Source organism: Streptomyces sp. NPDC048420, from assembly GCF_040651535.1.
In the GTDB taxonomy this organism is placed as follows: domain Bacteria; phylum Actinomycetota; class Actinomycetes; order Streptomycetales; family Streptomycetaceae; genus Streptomyces.
Window position 1 is genome coordinate 360,377 of the sequence record NZ_JBEZKG010000011.1, and the last position, 15,831, is coordinate 376,207.

14 protein-coding genes and 1 pseudogene are annotated in these 15,831 nt (G+C 71.8%); 6 read left to right on the forward strand and 9 right to left on the reverse strand.

What is annotated here, in order from left to right; translation table 11 throughout:
- Position 1: 1 nt before the first annotated feature.
- A complete protein-coding gene (locus AB0D34_RS22775; protein WP_362664102.1) occupies positions 2–703 on the reverse strand; it encodes an SDR family oxidoreductase in 702 nt (233 codons plus the stop codon).
- A gap of 127 nt (positions 704–830) precedes the next feature.
- Between AB0D34_RS22775 and AB0D34_RS22780 the strand changes: the two genes are divergently transcribed.
- Positions 831–1,805, forward strand: a complete 975-nt coding sequence (locus tag AB0D34_RS22780; RefSeq protein ID WP_362664103.1) for an NAD(P)-dependent alcohol dehydrogenase — start codon at positions 831–833, stop codon at positions 1,803–1,805.
- A 27-nt stretch (positions 1,806–1,832) separates the two neighbouring features.
- Here AB0D34_RS22780 and AB0D34_RS22785 read toward each other — a convergent pair whose 3' ends face one another.
- From AB0D34_RS22785 to AB0D34_RS22795, 3 genes are all read right to left on the reverse strand, one after another.
- The gene (locus tag AB0D34_RS22785) at positions 1,833–2,192 is read right to left on the reverse strand and encodes a cupin domain-containing protein (RefSeq protein ID WP_362664105.1); all 360 of its coding nucleotides are present in this window, start codon (positions 2,190–2,192) and stop codon (positions 1,833–1,835) included.
- 204 nt (positions 2,193–2,396) lie between these two features.
- Positions 2,397–3,374: a threo-3-hydroxy-L-aspartate ammonia-lyase gene (locus AB0D34_RS22790; RefSeq protein WP_362664107.1), complete on the reverse strand. Its 978-nt coding sequence runs from the start codon at positions 3,372–3,374 to the stop codon at positions 2,397–2,399.
- A complete protein-coding gene (locus tag AB0D34_RS22795; RefSeq protein ID WP_362664109.1) occupies positions 3,371–4,024 on the reverse strand; it encodes a PAS domain-containing protein in 654 nt (217 codons plus the stop codon). Before AB0D34_RS22795 ends, AB0D34_RS22790 begins: the two co-directional genes overlap by 4 nt.
- Positions 4,025–4,158: 134 nt before the next feature.
- Here AB0D34_RS22795 and AB0D34_RS22800 point away from each other — a divergent pair, with 134 nt between their 5' ends.
- The 4 genes from AB0D34_RS22800 (at position 4,159) to AB0D34_RS22815 (ending at position 10,693) form a co-directional block, all read left to right on the forward strand.
- Positions 4,159–5,337: an MFS transporter gene (locus tag AB0D34_RS22800; RefSeq protein WP_362664111.1), complete on the forward strand. Its 1,179-nt coding sequence runs from the start codon at positions 4,159–4,161 to the stop codon at positions 5,335–5,337.
- Between the two features lie 18 nt (positions 5,338–5,355).
- Complete coding sequence (locus tag AB0D34_RS22805; protein WP_362664113.1) at positions 5,356–7,113, forward strand: glycoside hydrolase family 35 protein; 1,758 nt, start codon at positions 5,356–5,358, stop codon at positions 7,111–7,113.
- Positions 7,113–9,491 carry a beta-galactosidase gene (locus AB0D34_RS22810; protein ID WP_362664114.1) on the forward strand — a complete coding sequence of 793 codons (2,379 nt, stop codon included), beginning with the start codon at positions 7,113–7,115 and terminating at the stop codon, positions 9,489–9,491. The genes AB0D34_RS22805 and AB0D34_RS22810 overlap by 1 nt, the downstream gene beginning before the upstream one ends.
- Positions 9,492–9,625: 134 nt before the next feature.
- The gene (locus AB0D34_RS22815; RefSeq protein ID WP_362664116.1) at positions 9,626–10,693 is read left to right on the forward strand and encodes a LacI family DNA-binding transcriptional regulator; all 1,068 of its coding nucleotides are present in this window, start codon (positions 9,626–9,628) and stop codon (positions 10,691–10,693) included.
- Between the two features lie 10 nt (positions 10,694–10,703).
- On the opposite strand, the gene AB0D34_RS22820 is transcribed toward AB0D34_RS22815, so the two are convergent.
- From AB0D34_RS22820 to AB0D34_RS22835, 4 genes and pseudogenes are all read right to left on the reverse strand, one after another.
- A complete protein-coding gene (locus AB0D34_RS22820) occupies positions 10,704–11,684 on the reverse strand; it encodes a D-2-hydroxyacid dehydrogenase family protein (protein WP_362664118.1) in 981 nt (326 codons plus the stop codon).
- A 108-nt stretch (positions 11,685–11,792) separates the two neighbouring features.
- Positions 11,793–12,677 (reverse strand): pirin family protein, encoded by an 885-nt coding sequence (locus tag AB0D34_RS22825; RefSeq protein WP_362664120.1) that lies wholly within the window; start codon positions 12,675–12,677, stop codon positions 11,793–11,795.
- Positions 12,678–12,695: 18 nt separating this feature from the next.
- Complete coding sequence (locus AB0D34_RS22830; RefSeq protein WP_362664169.1) at positions 12,696–13,217, reverse strand: zinc-binding dehydrogenase; 522 nt, start codon at positions 13,215–13,217, stop codon at positions 12,696–12,698.
- 47 nt (positions 13,218–13,264) lie between these two features.
- Positions 13,265–13,591 (reverse strand): annotated as a pseudogene (locus AB0D34_RS22835) (alcohol dehydrogenase catalytic domain-containing protein); the annotation flags it as partial.
- A gap of 17 nt (positions 13,592–13,608) precedes the next feature.
- Here AB0D34_RS22835 and AB0D34_RS22840 point away from each other — a divergent pair.
- Positions 13,609–14,064, forward strand: a complete 456-nt coding sequence (locus tag AB0D34_RS22840; RefSeq protein ID WP_362664121.1) for a MarR family transcriptional regulator — start codon at positions 13,609–13,611, stop codon at positions 14,062–14,064.
- Between the two features lie 18 nt (positions 14,065–14,082).
- Here the strand turns inward: AB0D34_RS22840 and AB0D34_RS22845 are convergent, their stop codons facing one another.
- The gene (locus tag AB0D34_RS22845; RefSeq protein WP_362664123.1) at positions 14,083–15,813 is read right to left on the reverse strand and encodes an aminotransferase class I/II-fold pyridoxal phosphate-dependent enzyme; all 1,731 of its coding nucleotides are present in this window, start codon (positions 15,811–15,813) and stop codon (positions 14,083–14,085) included.
- Positions 15,814–15,831 lie beyond the last annotated feature (18 nt).

Here is a 15,831-nt window from a genome sequence, read left to right on the forward strand (position 1 = left end):
CTCAGGCCGCCAACTGCGGGTACAGCGCCCTGAGATCGGCCGCGAGTCCGGCCTTCACCTGGCGGGTCAGGTCGTCGGCGAGCACCTCGAAGGCGCCGGACTGGATGCCGTCGAGGGCCTGGGCCGCCACGCTCTCCGGAGTGACCTTCGGGGCGTCGATCCCCGTGGTCATGTCCGTGTCGACGTATCCGACGTGCAGGCCGGTGACCTCGATGCCGCGCGGCTTCAGGTCCAGGCGCAGGGAGTTGGTCTGCGACCACAGGGCGGCCTTGGAGGCGCTGTAGGAGCCTGCGACGCCGAGCCACGAGAGCACCGAGTGGACGTTGAGAATGTGGCCGCCGCCGTTGCGCTCGATGATCGGGACGAAGGCGCGGGTTACGAGGAGCGGGCCGTAGAAGTTGGTCTCGAACTCCCGGCGGACGTCCTCGACGGGCGCGTCCAGGAAGCTCGCGCCCACGGACGCGCCCGCGTTGTTGATCAGCAGGGTGACGTCCTGTGCCTGCTCGGCGGCGGCCGCGACGGAGGCGGAGTCGCTCACCTCGAGGGCCAGCGGGACGGCGTCGGGGTGCGTGACGGTCCGCGGGTCACGGGCGGTGGCGTACACCTTCTTGGCTCCGCGCTCGTAGAGGGCGGACACCAGCGCCCGGCCGATGCCGCGGCTGCCACCGGTGACCAGGGCGACGGAACCTTCGATGGTGGTCATGGGGGGAACTCTCCAGTAACGTCGGAAAAAACGATCGGTTTATCTACGCCCAGAAGGGTAAACCGTTCGGTTTCCGATGGCAAGTCGATGCCTCTTCCCTACGCTCCGAAAGGACGGAGGGGGTCCCATGAAGGCAGTCGTCCAGGACGGCTACGGCTCGGTGGACACGCTGGAGTTGCGGGAGGTCGAACAGCCGGTGCCGGCCGCCGGAGAGGTGCTGGTGCGGGTGCACGCGGCCTCGGTCAACGCCTACGACTGGCACTATCTGCGCGGCGACCCGAAGATCGCCCGGCTGGCGTTCGGGCTGCGGGCGCCGAAGGTACGGATCCGGGGCCGGGACTTCGCGGGCCGCGTCGAGGCGGTCGGCCCGGAGGTCAAGGGGCTGCATCCCGGCGACGAGGTGTACGGCGAGGCGGACGGTACGTTCGCGGAGTTCGTGTGTGCCAAGGACGCCGAGACGGACCTCAAGCCCGCGGGGCTCACCTTCGAACAGGCCGCCGCGATGCCGCTGGCCGCCAACACCGCGCTCATCGGACTGCGGGACGTGGCCGGTCTGAAGCCCGGGCAGTCCGTCCTGGTGAACGGCGCGTCGGGCGGCGTCGGCACCTTCGCCGTGCAGATCGCGAAGGCGTACGGCGCCGAGGTGACCGCTGTGTGCAGCGCACGCAACGTCGAGCTCGTCGGGTCGCTCGGGGCGGACCAGATCGTCGACTACACCCGCGAGGACTTCGCCCGCGCCGGACACCGCTACGACGTCGTACTGGATCTGGTCGGCAACCGTTCACTGCGCGATCTGCGGCGCGCGACGACTCCGGCCGGAACAGTCGTGCTGTCCGGCGGTGGCGTGTACGAGGGCGGCAGCGCCCTCGGCCCGGTCCGGCTCACGCTCCGGGGAGTGCTCCTCTCCCCCTTCGTCCGGCAACGGGTGCTACAACTCCCGGCGAAGGCACGCAAGGAGAACCTGACGGTCCTGCGGGAACTCGCCGACGCGGGAAAGATCGCCCCGGCCGTCGAGCGGATGTATCCGCTGAGCGAGGCGGCCGAGGCCATCCGGCATCTGGAGGTGGAGCACGCGCGCGCGAAGATCGTCGTCACGGTGTGAGCGTCGACGGTCCGGGACGGGCTGGTCTCACTTGCCCTTCGCGTAGTCCTTCGCCATGCCACCGGCGAAGTCGTAGACCACGCACTGCTCGTCGCCGACGACCCAGGCGTCGTGCCCGGGTGACACCACGAAGATGTCGCCGGGGCCCAGTTCGCCCTCGCCGCCTTCGTCCATGAGGATGTGCATGCGGCCCTGGACCACGTAGCCGTTGTGGTGGACCTCGCAGCTCGTGGTGCCCGCGATGGGCGCCACGGACTCGGACCAGCGCCAGCCCGGTTCGAAGGTGCCCACGGCGAAGTCCAGTCCGCTCATGTGGACCGCTTCGAGGTGGCCACGCGGGAAATCGCGGCGCTCGTCCGGCTTGTCGAGCGTCTTCACCTCAAACATGACGGCTCTCCCTTCCGGCCGTGTTGCGGTACGGCCGGGGCCGGTCTCCGTCTCCCACCCTTCCTGGGCGGCACCGGCGGGGGCCGGGCCCCATCCCTCCATGGTCCGCCTGTCCAGCCGGGACTGCCATTCGAGTGACGGGGGCAGGCCTTGCCGACGCGGAGCCGGTGGTGTGCGGACGCCGCCCTCGCGATGGCCGAGGTGTCAGTCCCCGCCCGCGCAGAGCCGTGCGAACCGCTCCGCGTCGACGTTGCCGCCGGAGACGATCACCCCGACCCGGTCAGGCAGGCCGCTCACCCGTCCGCTGAGCAGGGCCGCCAGCGGAGTGGCGCCACTGGGCTCGACGACGATCTTCAGCCGCTCGAAGGCGAACCGCATGGCGGCGCGGATCTCGTCGTCGGAGACCAGCACGACCTCGTCGACGAGCCGCCGGTTCACCGAGAAGGTCAGCTCTCCGGGCATGTGCAGGGCCTGTCCGTCGGCGATGGTCTTCGGCACCGGGATGCTGACGCGCCGCCCCGCTTCGAGGGACCGCCTGGTGTCGTCGCCGGCCTCGGGTTCCACGCCGATCATGCGGATCCCCTGGTACCGACCCTTGGCGGCGGTCGCGCTCCCCGCCATCAGTCCGCCGCCGCCGACCGGAGCGAGAAGGGCGCCCAACTCGCCCGTCTCCTCCAGGAGTTCGAGCGCGGCCGTGCCCTGTCCCGCCATCACGTGCGGGTGTTCGTACGGCGGGATGAGGGTCAGGCCCCGCTCGGCGGCCAGCGCCTCGGTGATGGCCTCGCGGTCGCCGGTGTAGCGGTCGTACGTGATGATCTCGGCGCCGTAGCCCTCGGTGGCCGCTCTCTTGGAGCGCGGGGCGTCCTCGGGCATGACGATCACCGCGGTGGTGCCGAGCTCTCGGGCGGCCAGGGCGACGGCCTGGGCGTGGTTCCCGGATGAGTAGGCGGCGATGCCACGGGCGAGCTGATCCGGGGTCAGCCGGGAGGCCGCGTTGTAGGCGCCGCGGAACTTGAAGGCTCCGACGCGCTGGAAGTTCTCACACTTGAGGAAGATCTCGGCGCCGACCAGGGCGTCCAAGGTCCGCGAGCGCAGGACCGGGGTGTGGTGCGCCACGCCCTTGAGCCGGGCGGCCGCGTCCAGGACGTCGTCGAGGGTGACCGGTGGGGTGGTGGTCGTCACGAGTGTCCTCCGTCGTGCGCCTGCTTGCGGGACTGGGACAGATAGCTGTAGGCGGAGGCCCGCGAGATCCCGAGGCGTCCCGCCACCTGTTCGATCGCCCGGCGCACCGCGAACACGCCCCGTTCGTCCAGGCTCCGGAACAGGTCGAGGCGCCCGGTGCGGTCGAGCAGCGCCCACGACTGGTGCCGGTGCGCGTCGAGCATGACGTCCACCACGGAGTCGATGTCGTCCCCGAAGGTGGTGACGGGAGCTTCGGCAGGGGTCGCACCGATCCCTGCCAGTGCGCCCAGCAGGGCGTGGGCCTGGCTCACCGCGCCGGCGTCGACGTTGACACACAGGGCTCCGAAGACCGCCCCCGAGGAGTCTCGGAGCAGCATGGTCGAGGACTTGACCAGTTTCCCGTTGTCGGTACGGGTGACGTAGTTCAGCTCGTCGGCCGCCTCGTCACCCCGGGCGACCATGCGCATGCCGATCTCGCTCATGGCCCCACCGACCGTGCGCCCCGTCACCGCTCCGGCGATGGCCGTCACGGACTTCTCCGGATTCCGGTAGTCGTGGAGCACCACTTCGCACACCGGGCCGAAGGTCGCCGCGATCCCGTCGACGACCGGGGTGAGCGCGGCGAGGATCGCGTCCCGCTCGGCATCCATCGAACCCTCCCTCCTCCAGCAGTCTCTATAGACTAGCAGTCCAATCGCTGGACCAACAGTCCAAAGCCTTGCCGCCTCCCCTCATTCGCCCAAGGATCTTGACGGCCGGAATGTTACCGGTAACATCAACCTCCATGTCCGCAACACTGGCGCCCTCCCGCTCTCCGGTCTTCACTCCGGCCGCAGTGGTCGCCTCCTGCGTCGGGTTCGTCCTCATCGGCGCGCTCCAGGCCCTGTACGGCCCGGCGATCCCCGCGTTCCGCAAGGAGTTCGGCCTGTCTCCCTCCGGGGCCGGGCTCGGACTGAGCGCGCACTTCGTCGGCGGAGTGGCCGGTGTGCTGCTCTTCGACCGGCTCTACGGCCGGATCAGCAACCGGCGGCTCCTGGGCAGCTCGTATCTGCTGATGGCCGTCGGTGCGGCGGGATTCGCGCTGGCTGCGAACTGGCCGACCGCCCTCACCGCGGCGCTGCTGGCCGGCCTCGGGTTCGGCGGCATCGACTACGGCCTCAACCAGCTGTTCGCGGTGGGCTTCGGCCACCACTCCACCGCGATGCTGAACATCCTCAACGCGCATTTCGGCGTGGGCGCGATCCTCGGCCCCGCGCTCATCGGCGCGGTCGGTTCCGGGCGCTATCCGGCGGTCTTTCTCGGATTCGCCCTGGTCAACCTGCCGTTGCTGCTGTGCCTGAAGGGCGTTCAGAACCGGGCGCCACAGCCCTGCGACACGGGACCCGACGCCCGAGGGACACTCAGTCGCAGCCTTGCCTCGGTGCTCTCGGTATTCGTCGCGCTCTACGTCCTGCACGTGGGTATCGAGGCGGGCGTCGGCGGCTGGGAGCCCACCCATCTGGAGGCCGTGGGGTACGGCGCCGGGGTGGCCGCGACCGCCACCTCCGTCTACTGGCTGATGATGACCGTGGGCCGCTTCCTGGTCGCCCCGGTCGCGCTCCGGTTCTCGGCGCAGACCATCATCACGGTCTCCTGCGCGGGTATGACGGCCTGTCTACTGCTCGCGTCGGTGAAGGAGTTGGCACCGTACGCGTACGCCGGTGTCGGTCTGTTCATCGCGCCGGTCTTCCCCACCGGTCTGCCCTGGCTGCACCGGGCCGCCCCCGGCGCCCGCCGGGCCGGTGCCCTGGTCATCGCCGCCTCGATGATCGGCGGAGTGGCGGCGGGACCGGCGCTGGGCAAGGCCATCGAATGGTCCGGGATCCGGGCTGTTCCGCTGCTGCTGAGCGGTGTCTCGGCGGTGTGTCTGGCCGCCACGCTCTGGCTCGTCCGCAGCACCCGAACCCCATTGAATTCCCACTGACTTGAAGGGATGCCCCGCATGCCCGCTCTGACGACGTCCTCCGACGGTTTCCTCCTGCACGGCAAGCCGTTCCGGATCATCTCCGGGGCCATGCACTACTTCCGTATCCATCCCGACCAGTGGACCGACCGGCTGCGCAAGGCCCGCCTGATGGGCCTCAACACCATTGAGACCTACCTGCCGTGGAACCTCCACGAGCCGGAGCCGGGCAGGCTCGTCCTGGACGGCTTCCTCGACCTGCCCCGGTGGCTGCGACTGGCTCAGGACGAGGGCCTCAACGTCCTGTTGCGCCCCGGTCCGTTCATCTGCGCCGAGTGGGACGACGGCGGTCTGCCCTCCTGGCTGCTCACCGACCCCGACATCCGGCTGCGCAGCAGCGACCCGCGCTTCACCGAGGCGTTCGACGGCTACCTCGACCAACTCCTGCCCGTACTGCGCCCGTTCATGGCCGCGCACGGCGGGCCGGTGATCGCCGTACAGGTGGAGAACGAGTACGGGGCGTACGGCGACGACACCGCGTACCTCAAGCACGTCCACCAGTCGCTGCGGGACCGGGGCGTCGAGGAGCTGCTGTACACCTGCGACCAGGCCAACGCCGAGCACCTGTCGGCCGGCACCCTGCCCGGCACCCTCGCCACGGTCACCTTCGGCAGCCGGGTCGAGGAGAACCTGGCCGCCCTGCGCGCCCACCAGCCCCAAGGTCCGCTGATGTGCTCGGAGTTCTGGATCGGCTGGTTCGACCACTGGGGCGGCCCGCACCACGTACGCCCGGCCGCCGACGCCGCGGCCGACCTGGACCGGCTGCTGTCGGCCGGCGCCTCGGTCAACATCTACATGTTCCACGGCGGCACCAACTTCGGCTTCACCAACGGCGCCAACCACAAGCACGCCTACGAGCCCACCATCACGTCGTACGACTACGACGCCCCGCTCACCGAGAGCGGCGACCCCGGCCCCAAGTACCACGCGTTCCGTGAGGTCATCGCCCGCCACACGGCCGCACCGGAGGAGCCCGCGCCGGCGCCCGCGCCCAAGCTCCCGGTGACGGACGTCGACCTGGGCCACCGGGCGCCGCTGCTGCCGTACGTGCGCGGTCTCTCCTCGGTGAGCACCGAGCACCCGGTGACGATGAACGACCTGGGCGCGCACACGGGTTACGCGCTCTACCGCACCACGCTTCCCGGCTCGGGGGACGGTCTGCTGCACTTCCCCGGCGGGGTCGGCGACCGCGCCCAGGTCTTCGTCGACGGCGCCTGCGTCGGCGTACTGGAGCGGGAGCGGCACGACGAGACAGTGCCCGTGCGCGTGCCGCACACGGGTGCCGTGCTCGAAGTGCTCGTGGAGAACATGGGCGGGGTCAACTACGGGCCGCGGATCGGCGCGCCCAAGGGGCTGCTCGGCCCGGTGTCCTTCCGTGGTGCCGAACTGCTGGGGTGGGAGTGCCGGGCCGTGCCCCTTGACGATCTGGCCGACGTGCCGTTCGGCCCGTCCGAGGCGACCACCGACGCCGTACCCGCCTTCCACCGGGGCACCTTCGAGGTGGACACCCCGGCGGACACCTTCCTGTCGCTGTCCGGCTGGACCAAGGGCCAGGCCTGGGTCAACGGCTTCCACCTCGGCCGCTACTGGAACCGGGGCCCGCAGCACACGCTGTACGTGCCCGCGCCCGTCCTGCGCCCCGGCGCCAACGAACTGGTAGTGCTCGAACTGCACGCCACCACCGGCACCCGCGCCCAGCTCACCGACACGCCCGACCTCGGACCGGAGAGCGACTGATGCCCCACCCGCACCACCTGCGCGTCCCCTCCCCCGCGGGGCCTCCGCTGACCGGGCACCTGCCCTTCTCGGACGCCCCCGGGGTGCCCGACCCGATCGAGGTCACCAGCCGCTGGCTCACGCGGGGCGGGCGTGCCTGGTTTCCGGTCTCCGGTGAGTTCCACTACTCCCGCTACCCCGCCGGGGAGTGGGAGGAGGAGCTGCTGAAGATGAAGGCGGGCGGGGTCACGGCTGTCGCCAGCTACATCATCTGGATCCACCACGAGGAGACCGAGGGCCGCGTCCGCTTCGACGGCGACCGCGACCTGCGCCGATTCGCCGAGCTGTGCGCCCGCCACGGACTGGACTTCATCCCGCGCATCGGCCCCTGGTCCCACGCGGAGGTACGCAACGGCGGTCTGCCCGACTGGGTGCTGGCCCGTGCCGGCACTCCCCGCACCGACGACCCCGCCTATCTGGACGCCGTACGCCCCTGGTTCGCGGCGATCGCCGAGCAGTTGAGCGGTCTCGACCGGGCGCACGGGGGCCCGATCGTGGCGATCCAGATCGAGAACGAGCTCTACGACCAGCCGGGCCATCTGCTGACGCTGAAGCGGATGGCCCAGGAGGCCGGACTGAGCGCTCCCCTGTGGACCTCGACCGCGTGGGGCGGTGTCCAACTCCCGCCGGACGAGCTGCTTCCGCTCTACGGCGGCTACACCGAGACCTTCTGGACCGAGGCCGACGGCGGCTGGCCCGACACCTGCCGCAAGCACTTCTTCTTCACCCACCAGCGCGACGACGAGGGCATCGGGTCCGACCTGCGGCCGGTGACCGTACGCGGCAGCGAGCCGGACGCCTTCGCGGACCGGTTCCCCTGGGCCACCTGCGAGCTGGGCGGCGGCATGGCGGTGTCGTACCACCGGCGCCCGTACGTCGACCCCGACGACATCGGCGCGCTCGGCCTCACCAAGATCGGCTGCGGCTCGGTCTGGCAGGGCTACTACATGTTCCACGGCGGCACCAACCCCGCGGGTGGGCTCAGCACCCTCCAGGAGTCGCACGCCACCGGCTATCCGAACGACCTGCCCGTCCTGACGTACGACTTCCAGGCACCGCTCGGCGAGTACGGTCAGTACCGGCGCACCTACCACGAACTCCGGCTCCAGCACCTGCTGTTGGCGGACTTCGGACACCTGATCGCGCCCATGGAGTCCGCGCTGCCCGAGCGGCAGCCGGACGGGCAGTACGACCGGGACACCCTGCGGTGGGCGGTGCGCGGGGACGGCGGCTCGGGCTTCCTGTTCGTCAACAACCACCAGCCGCACGAGCCACTGCCGGAGCACCCGGAGACGTCGTTCACGGTCGAGTTCCCGTCCACGGGCGGCGAGTTGACCCTGCCCAGCGCTCCTGTCACTGTGCCGACCGGTGCGTACTTCTGCTGGCCGCTGCGCCTCGACGTGGCCGGTCTGCGGCTGGAGTGGGCCACCGCCCAGCCGGTGTGCACGGTCGACGTCGAGGGCCGTACGGTCCTGGTGCTGGCCGCGACGGACGGCATCGTGCCCGAACTCGCCCTGGACACCGGCACGGTGGCGGCCGTCCGCACCCCGACCGGCGATGTCACACCGGTCGGCGACCGCCTGCTGGTGACCGGGCTTCGCCCCGGCACCGACGCGCTCGTGGAGGTGGACACGGCCGACGGCGGGCAGGTCGGACTGCTGGTGCTGGACGCGGCGACAGCCCGTACCGCCTACCGGGGCGAGGCGTGGGGTGCCGAGCGGCTGGTGCTGAGCGGTGACGGTGTGGTCTTCGACCGGGACGAGGTACGGCTGCACGGCTCGGGTACGTCGTTCGCCGTGCTGCCCGCCCCGGAGCGGGCACCCGTGGTGGACGGGGTGACGGCGGAGCCGGTCGCGGACGGGGTGTTCACCCGCTACACGGTCCCGGCAGCGTCTGCCGGCGCGGACTCCCCTGTCGAAGTGACTCTCGTCCGGGCCGCCGGGCCCGCCCCGGAGCCCGTCACCGGTGTGCAGGGACGGGCGAGCGCGCCGGCCGACAAGTACTTCGACACCGTGGCCGCCGAGTACCGCGTCGAGGTGCCGGACGCGCTGCCGCCCGGGACGCTGCTGCGGCTGCACTGGAGCGGGGACGTGGGGCGGGCGTACGTGGGAGACACGCTGGTGGCCGACCAGTTCTGGGCGGGGCGGGTCTGGGACATCGGCCTGGACCGGCTGCCCGCGCAGGCGCCGCGGACCGAGGGACTGCGCGTGCGGGTGCTGCCCCTGCACACGCAGGCGCCGGTCCATCTGCCGGAGCGGGCGGGCGGTGCCGGGGAGACGGCCGTCGTCACGCACGGCGAGTTGATCAGCCACCGCGTCCGTGCGGTCCGGGCGGGCTGACCTGCCCGTGAATCTGCTCCATGGGTCCTGGTGCCACCGCCGGATTCCCCGGGACCGGCCCGCCTATGCTGTGCTCCCCGGGCGGGTCGGGACCGCCGTAGCACCGCAACCATCACGCCGAGGAAACCGCCACCATGAGCCCAAGCGCCGCCGAAGGAGCCGTTCCGAAGGGGCGCAGCCGACGCAACTTCGCCGGCTCGCGCCCGGTGATGGACGACGTGGCCCGGCTGGCCGGTGTGTCCAAGCAGACCGTGTCCCGGGTGCTCAACGAGCATCCCTCGGTCCGGCCGCAGACCCGCGAGGCGGTCCTGACGGCCATGCGGACACTCGGCTACCGCCCCAGCCGCAGCGCCCGTTCACTGGCCAGCGGTCGCACCCGGATGCTCGGGGTCATCACCTTCGACGCGGCCCGCTACGGACCCGCCTCGATCCTCACCGCGATCAACACGGCGGCCCAGGAGGCCGGTTACCTGGTCAGCGCCATCGCGCTGGACACGGCCGAGCACGACACGGTCGTCGAGGCCGTCGACCGGCTCTCGGCCGAGGGCGCCGACGGGGTGATCGCCATCGCCCCGCAGCTGTGGGTGGGGCACGCCCTGGCGGACACCCGGTTCGACACCCCGCTGGTGGTGCTGGAGAACGGCTTCGACCCCGAGACCGAGCGGGCCACCGGCGACTCGCGGGAGGGCGCCCGCAAGGCCACCGAGCATCTCCTGGGGCTCGGCCACTCGACCGTCTGGCACATCGCGGGGCCCAGCGGCTGGACCTCCGCCGACCACCGGCTGGCGAGCTGGCGCTCCACGCTGGAGGCCGCCGGCGCGCGGATCCCCGAGCCGCTGGTCGGGGACTGGAGCTCCGACTCCGGCTACCACCTGGGCCGACGGCTGGTCCGGCGCACGGATGTCACCGCGGTGTTCGTCTCCAACGACCAGATGGCCCTCGGCGTCCTGCACGCCTTTCACGAGGCGGGCCGTTCGGTCCCGGGCGAGGTCAGTGTGGTGGGCTACGACGACATCCCCGAGGCCGCGCATCTACTGCCGCCGCTGACGACCGTACGCACCGACTTCGCGGAGATCGGCACCAGGTCGCTGCGGCTGCTGCTGAGCCGGATCGACGGGTCGGCGGAGCCGCCCCGGCCCGAGTCGCTGGTCCCGGTCGACCTCGTCGTCCGTGCGAGCAGCGGGCCGGCGCCGGGGCGTTGAGACCGGTGCGTCAGGCGCCGCCGTCCGTCAGAACCCGGACCGGAGCATCGTCCAGGAAGGCGGTGATGTCCTCCACCGCCTCCGTGTAGAAGGTCCGGTAGTTGCCCTCGGTGACATAGCCGAGGTGCGGGGTGGCCAACACATTGGGCAGGGAGCGCAGGGAGCGCAGGGGGTCGTCGGCGGGGAGCGGCTCGGTGTCGAAGACGTCGAGTCCCGCCCCGGCGATCCAGCCTTCGCGCAGGGCGCGCAGGAGTGCCGTGCGGTCGACGATGGCGGCACGGGAGGTGTTGACCAGGTAGGCGTGTGGGCGCATGGCCCGCAGTTCCGGCTCGCCGATCAGGCCGCGGGTGCGCTCGGACAGCACCAGGTGGATCGAGACGAAGTCGCTGCGACGGAGCAAGTCCTCCTTGCTCACGGCGAGTTGGGCACCTGCGTCGGACGCGCGCTCCGCGGTGAGGTTCTCGCTCCAGGCGAGGACCTCCATGCCGAAGGCGGTGGCGACGCGGGCGACCCGGGTGCCGATCCTGCCGAGTCCGAGCACGCCCAGGGTCCGGCCGTGGAGGTCCTGGCCGACGGTGGACTGCCAGGGGCCACCCTCACGCAGGGTGCGGTTCTCCGTGGTGACATGCCGGGCCAGACCGAGGAGGAGGGCCCAGGTCAGCTCGCCGGGCGGGGTGGCGCTGCTGCCCGTCCCGCAGACGGTCACGCCCCGCGCGGCCGCCGCGGCGAGGTCGATGGAGGCGTTGCGCATTCCGGTGGTCACCAGCAGACGCAACCGTGGCAGTCGGCTCAGGAGGTCGGCGTCGAAGGGCGTGCGCTCCCGCATGGCCACGACGACCTCGCAGTCAGCGAGTTCGGCGACCAGCTTGTCCCGGTCGGCGATGTGGTCGCGGACGGTGCGTACCTCGACCCGGTCGGCGAGGGGGCTCCAGTCCGCCGAGGTGAGGGCGGCGCCCTGGTAGTCGTCGAGTACGGCGCAGTGGAGGGGCATGCGGGGGTTCTGCCTTTCACGAGTACTTCACGAGTACTTCACTAGTATGAGAGCGTGCCGGAGGCGGCGATCAGGTTACCCAGGGGCCCTGCGACCGCCTTCCGCCACTCAGCGGTCGTACGCGAGACGCGCCTGGCGCGGTACCGGGCCGAACGCGCCGGAGTGGAAGTCGGTGAAGGCCCTGGTGATCTCCGCCTTGGTGTTCATCACGAACGGGCCGCCGAGCGCGACGGGTTCACGCAGGGGCGTACCGCTGTACACCATGACGCGGGCGGGCCGCTCGGGATCGACTGCCGTGAGCTGCAGGGCGGTTGTCGCCGGGCCGGTGACCGGGTCGGACCAGCCGGTCTGTCCGGCACGCAGTTCACGGCCGCCGACGAGCAGGCGCCCGTCCATGACATGGGCGAACAGGCGGTGTTCTGCGGGGACTTCGAGGTCGTAGGAGGACTCCGGGTCAAGGGTGGCGACCACTCCCTGCACCGGGTGATGGGTGTTCGCGGTGCCGGTGACGCCGTCGACGGTGCCCGCGTGGACGTCGATACGCACGCCTGGCGCGTGGACGCGGGCCATGGCCGCGTTGGTGAGGTCCTGGTACCGGGAGGGCGTCAGCTTCTTCTCGGCGGGCAGGTTGAGCCACATCTGGAGGACGTGGGCGTGCTCGTCGCGGTAGGCGAGCTCGCGGTGGATGATGCCGCGGCCTGCGGTCATCCACTGCACCTCGCCGGGCTCCAGGGCTCCGGCGTGGCCGAGGTTGTCGCCGTGTTCGAGGACACCGCCGACCACCGTGGTGACGGTCTCCAGGCCGCGGTGCGGGTGCCATTCGAAGCCGGGCGTGGAGAACCGGTCCTCCACCAGGGCCAGGAAGGGGTCGGTCAGCGCCGGGTCGGTCGGCACGAAGACGAGGGCCTTGTCGTCGACCTGGGCGTCGGGGCCCAGTTCCTGCTTGTCGGTGACACGGGTGACGATCCGCTGCTTCGTCGACTGTGAGGTCATGACTGCTCCTTGAGGGGTTCAGGCGACGCGGAGGGCGAGCTTGCCGCCGGTGTGCCGGGTGGCCGGCGCGCGCAGGGCCTCGGCCGCCTCGGCGAGGGCGTAGGTCTGCTGGACGGCCACGGTGACCGTGCCGTCGGCGGGGTGTTGTGCGAGGTGCGCGAGGATCTCCGCGCATGGGACGTACTGGACGTTGGTACGGCCGCCCGGCTCGACGAGGCCGGCGCATAGGGGGTGATCTCGTACGGGGTGACGGCGTCCGGGAGCGCGTCGACCCCCTCGGGGAGAGGCCGGCGTACGGCCGCCGCGACATCCCCGCCGCGCGGCAGGACCTCGCTCACACCGAGGCCGCGCAGGCACTCCTCGTCCTCGGGGAGTCCGGGCGCAAGGACGGTCGCACCGCCCGAGCGGGGGAGCTGTACGGCGATACCGCCGGCCACGCCGAGCACGAGGACCGTGTCGCCTGGCGAGAGTTCCAGGGCGTCGACGCCGACGGGCTTGCGGACCAGGGTGTGCTCGCCGGTCGCGATGAGTTCGGCCCACGCCCCGTCGCGGCCGGTGTGCCCCATCGGGACGACTCCGAAGACCTCGTCGCCGGTCCGGACCGAGCGGACACCCTCTCCCACCGCTTCGACGGTACCGGCCAAGTCACGGCCGAGGGTGATCGGCGGCCGGTGCGGGGCGGTGCCCGCGAACATGCCGTGGGCGATGCCCGCGTCTAGCCAGTTCACCGACGGGGCCGCCACCCGCACCAGGACCTGTCCCGGGCCCACGGCCGGTTCCGGGACGTCGCACAGCACGGGGGCCGCCCCGAACGCGGCGACGGTGACGGTCTTCATGGGGCGCTCCCTGCCTGCCGGGCCGAGCCGCGGCCGGTTCCATGACGCATCATCCAACTTACATGACCCATCATGCATTCCCCTAGACTGCTCCCATGACCCAGTGGCTGACCGACGAGGAACAGCAGGCCTGGCGCGGGCTGATGCAGCTCAACTCCCGGTTGCAGACCCTGATGGGCCGGCAGCTCCAGGACGCGCACGGTATCTCCGTGGCCGACTACGAGGTGCTCGGCCGACTGCACGACGCCGCCGAGGACGGACTGCGCGCCCGCGATCTCGGCGCGGCCCTGGCCTGGGAACAGAGCCGCCTGTCCCACCAGCTCTCCCGGATGCAGCGCCGGGGCCTGGTCGAGCGGGAGGACTGCGCCAGCGACCGGCGCGGCGCCACGTTCCGTCTCACCCCGGCCGGTCGGGCCGCCATCGAACAGGCCGCTCCGGGACATGTGGAAACGGTCCGCCGACTGGTCTTCGACGCGCTGTCCGCCGAGCAGGTGGCCCGGCTGGCCGGGCTGACCGGCCATCTCCTGCGGCATCTCGACGACCGCCGGTGATCCGCCCCGACGGGGCTCTTACCGGGCGGAGCGCAGACCGCCCAGGGCCTCGCCGATGAGCGCGATGCCCTCGTCGATCTCGTGGGCGGGGCCGGCCGCGTAGCCGAGGACCAGGCCGGGAGATCCTGCGCTCATCCGGTGCCAGGACAAGGGGTGCACCTTGACGCCCCGGGCGAGAGCGGCCGCGGCGAGGTCTGTGTCGCGCAGGCCGGTCCCCCGGTCGTCGAAGGTCAGCATGAGGTGCAGACCGGCGGCGGCCCCGTGGACGCGGGCGCCGGGCAGGTGCGTCTCGACCGCCCGCAGCATCGCGTCCCGGCGCCGACGATGACGTAGCCGGACATGACGCAGATGTCGTTCCAGCTCGCCGGAGTCCATCAGCCGCGCGAGGACCAGCTGGGTGAGGATGCCGGTGCCGAGGTCGGCGTAGCGCTTGGCCCTCACGACGGCGTCCAGCCGCTCCGGCGGCACGAGCAGCCAGCCCACCCGAAGCGCGGGCGCGAGCAGTTTGGAGACGCTGCCCGCGTAGCAGACGCCGTCGGGCATGAGCGAGCGCAGGGCCGGCACCGGCGGGCGGTCGTAACGGTGCTCGGCGTCGTAGTCGTCCTCGATGACCGTCCCGCCGTCGGCCGCCCAGCCGAGCAGCTCGCGTCGGCGTTCCCCGTCCAGGACCACGCCGGTCGGGAACTGGTGGGCCGGGGTCGACAGCACCGCCCGGACACCGCTCGCGCGGAGCACGCCGACGTCGAGGCCGCCCTCGTCCACGGGGACGGGAACGGCGGTGTGGCCGCCGTACTCCAACTGCTGGCGCGCGCCCAGCGATCCGGGGTCCTCGACCGCGATACGGCGGATCCCCTCCTCCCACAGCAGCCGACCCAGCAGGGCGAGGGCCTGCGCCACACCGGCGACCACCACGACCTCGTCCGGATCGGCGCGGATACCCCGGTTGCGGGCGAGCCAGCCGACGACGGCGCGGCGCAGTGCGAGGGCGCCGCGGGGATCGCCGTACGCGAAGTCCGACGGGGTGACTCCCGCCAGGACGGCTCGCTCGGCGCGCAGCCAGGCGGTGCGGGGGAAGGCCGCGAGGTCGGGGACGCCGGGAGAGAGATCGATACGGCACGGCTGGGCACGCAGGACGTCGACGACGCCGTCGCGGACGGCCGAGGTGAACAGGGTGGGGCCGGAGGCCATGGAGGCGCCGGGGGCGGGGTCATGGGGTCCGGAAACGGGCGAGTCGTGGGGGTGATCACGGGGTGTGGGGTCAGTGGGACCGTGCGGGCCCTCACGGTTGGTCGAGCCGGGCGGACTGTGAGGGTGCTCGCGCGGCTCTGTGGCGGCCTCGCCGGGGGGCCGAGCCGCGAGTGCGGAGCCGTTCGTTCTGCGGAGCCGTTCCGCGGGGGCCGCCACGACCACCGTGCCGAGTCGGCCGCGTCCGGCGATCTGCCCCGACTCGCCGAGCCGCCGGTAGGCCTCGGTGACCACGCCCCGGGTCACGCGCAGTTCCTCGGCCAGCACCCGACTTGCGGGCAGCCGGGTTCCGACGGGCAGCCGACCGTCGGCGATCGCAGACCGCAGCTGGTCGGCGAGCCAGGCGGTACGGCCACCGGTCGGCGCCTGACCGATGTCCAGCTGAAGGAAGTCCGAACCGACGGCCGACGTGCGGTCCGCGGGGGACGGGGACAGGCCGGGGCTCATCGCTCCCGTTTTGGACCCCTCGACCGATGACTTCTTGGATCTGCCCATGGCGTCCATTGTGCAGACAGGGTGGAC

Excerpts from the sequence above, each read along its gene's own strand:
- AB0D34_RS22775 (WP_362664102.1), bottom strand. The coding sequence starts at position 703 with ATGACCACCATCGAAGGTTCCGTCGCCCTGGTCACCGGTGGCAGCCGC.
- AB0D34_RS22780 (WP_362664103.1), top strand. The coding sequence starts at position 831 with ATGAAGGCAGTCGTCCAGGACGGCTACGGCTCGGTGGACACGCTGGAG.
- AB0D34_RS22785 (WP_362664105.1), bottom strand. The coding sequence starts at position 2,192 with ATGTTTGAGGTGAAGACGCTCGACAAGCCGGACGAGCGCCGCGATTTC.
- AB0D34_RS22795 (WP_362664109.1), bottom strand. The coding sequence starts at position 4,024 with ATGGATGCCGAGCGGGACGCGATCCTCGCCGCGCTCACCCCGGTCGTC.
- AB0D34_RS22800 (WP_362664111.1), top strand. The coding sequence starts at position 4,159 with ATGTCCGCAACACTGGCGCCCTCCCGCTCTCCGGTCTTCACTCCGGCC.
- AB0D34_RS22805 (WP_362664113.1), top strand. The coding sequence starts at position 5,356 with ATGCCCGCTCTGACGACGTCCTCCGACGGTTTCCTCCTGCACGGCAAG.
- AB0D34_RS22810 (WP_362664114.1), top strand. The coding sequence starts at position 7,113 with ATGCCCCACCCGCACCACCTGCGCGTCCCCTCCCCCGCGGGGCCTCCG.
- AB0D34_RS22815 (WP_362664116.1), top strand. The coding sequence starts at position 9,626 with ATGAGCCCAAGCGCCGCCGAAGGAGCCGTTCCGAAGGGGCGCAGCCGA.
- AB0D34_RS22820 (WP_362664118.1), bottom strand. The coding sequence starts at position 11,684 with ATGCCCCTCCACTGCGCCGTACTCGACGACTACCAGGGCGCCGCCCTC.
- AB0D34_RS22825 (WP_362664120.1), bottom strand. The coding sequence starts at position 12,677 with ATGACCTCACAGTCGACGAAGCAGCGGATCGTCACCCGTGTCACCGAC.
- AB0D34_RS22840 (WP_362664121.1), top strand. The coding sequence starts at position 13,609 with ATGACCCAGTGGCTGACCGACGAGGAACAGCAGGCCTGGCGCGGGCTG.
- AB0D34_RS22845 (WP_362664123.1), bottom strand. The coding sequence starts at position 15,813 with ATGGACGCCATGGGCAGATCCAAGAAGTCATCGGTCGAGGGGTCCAAA.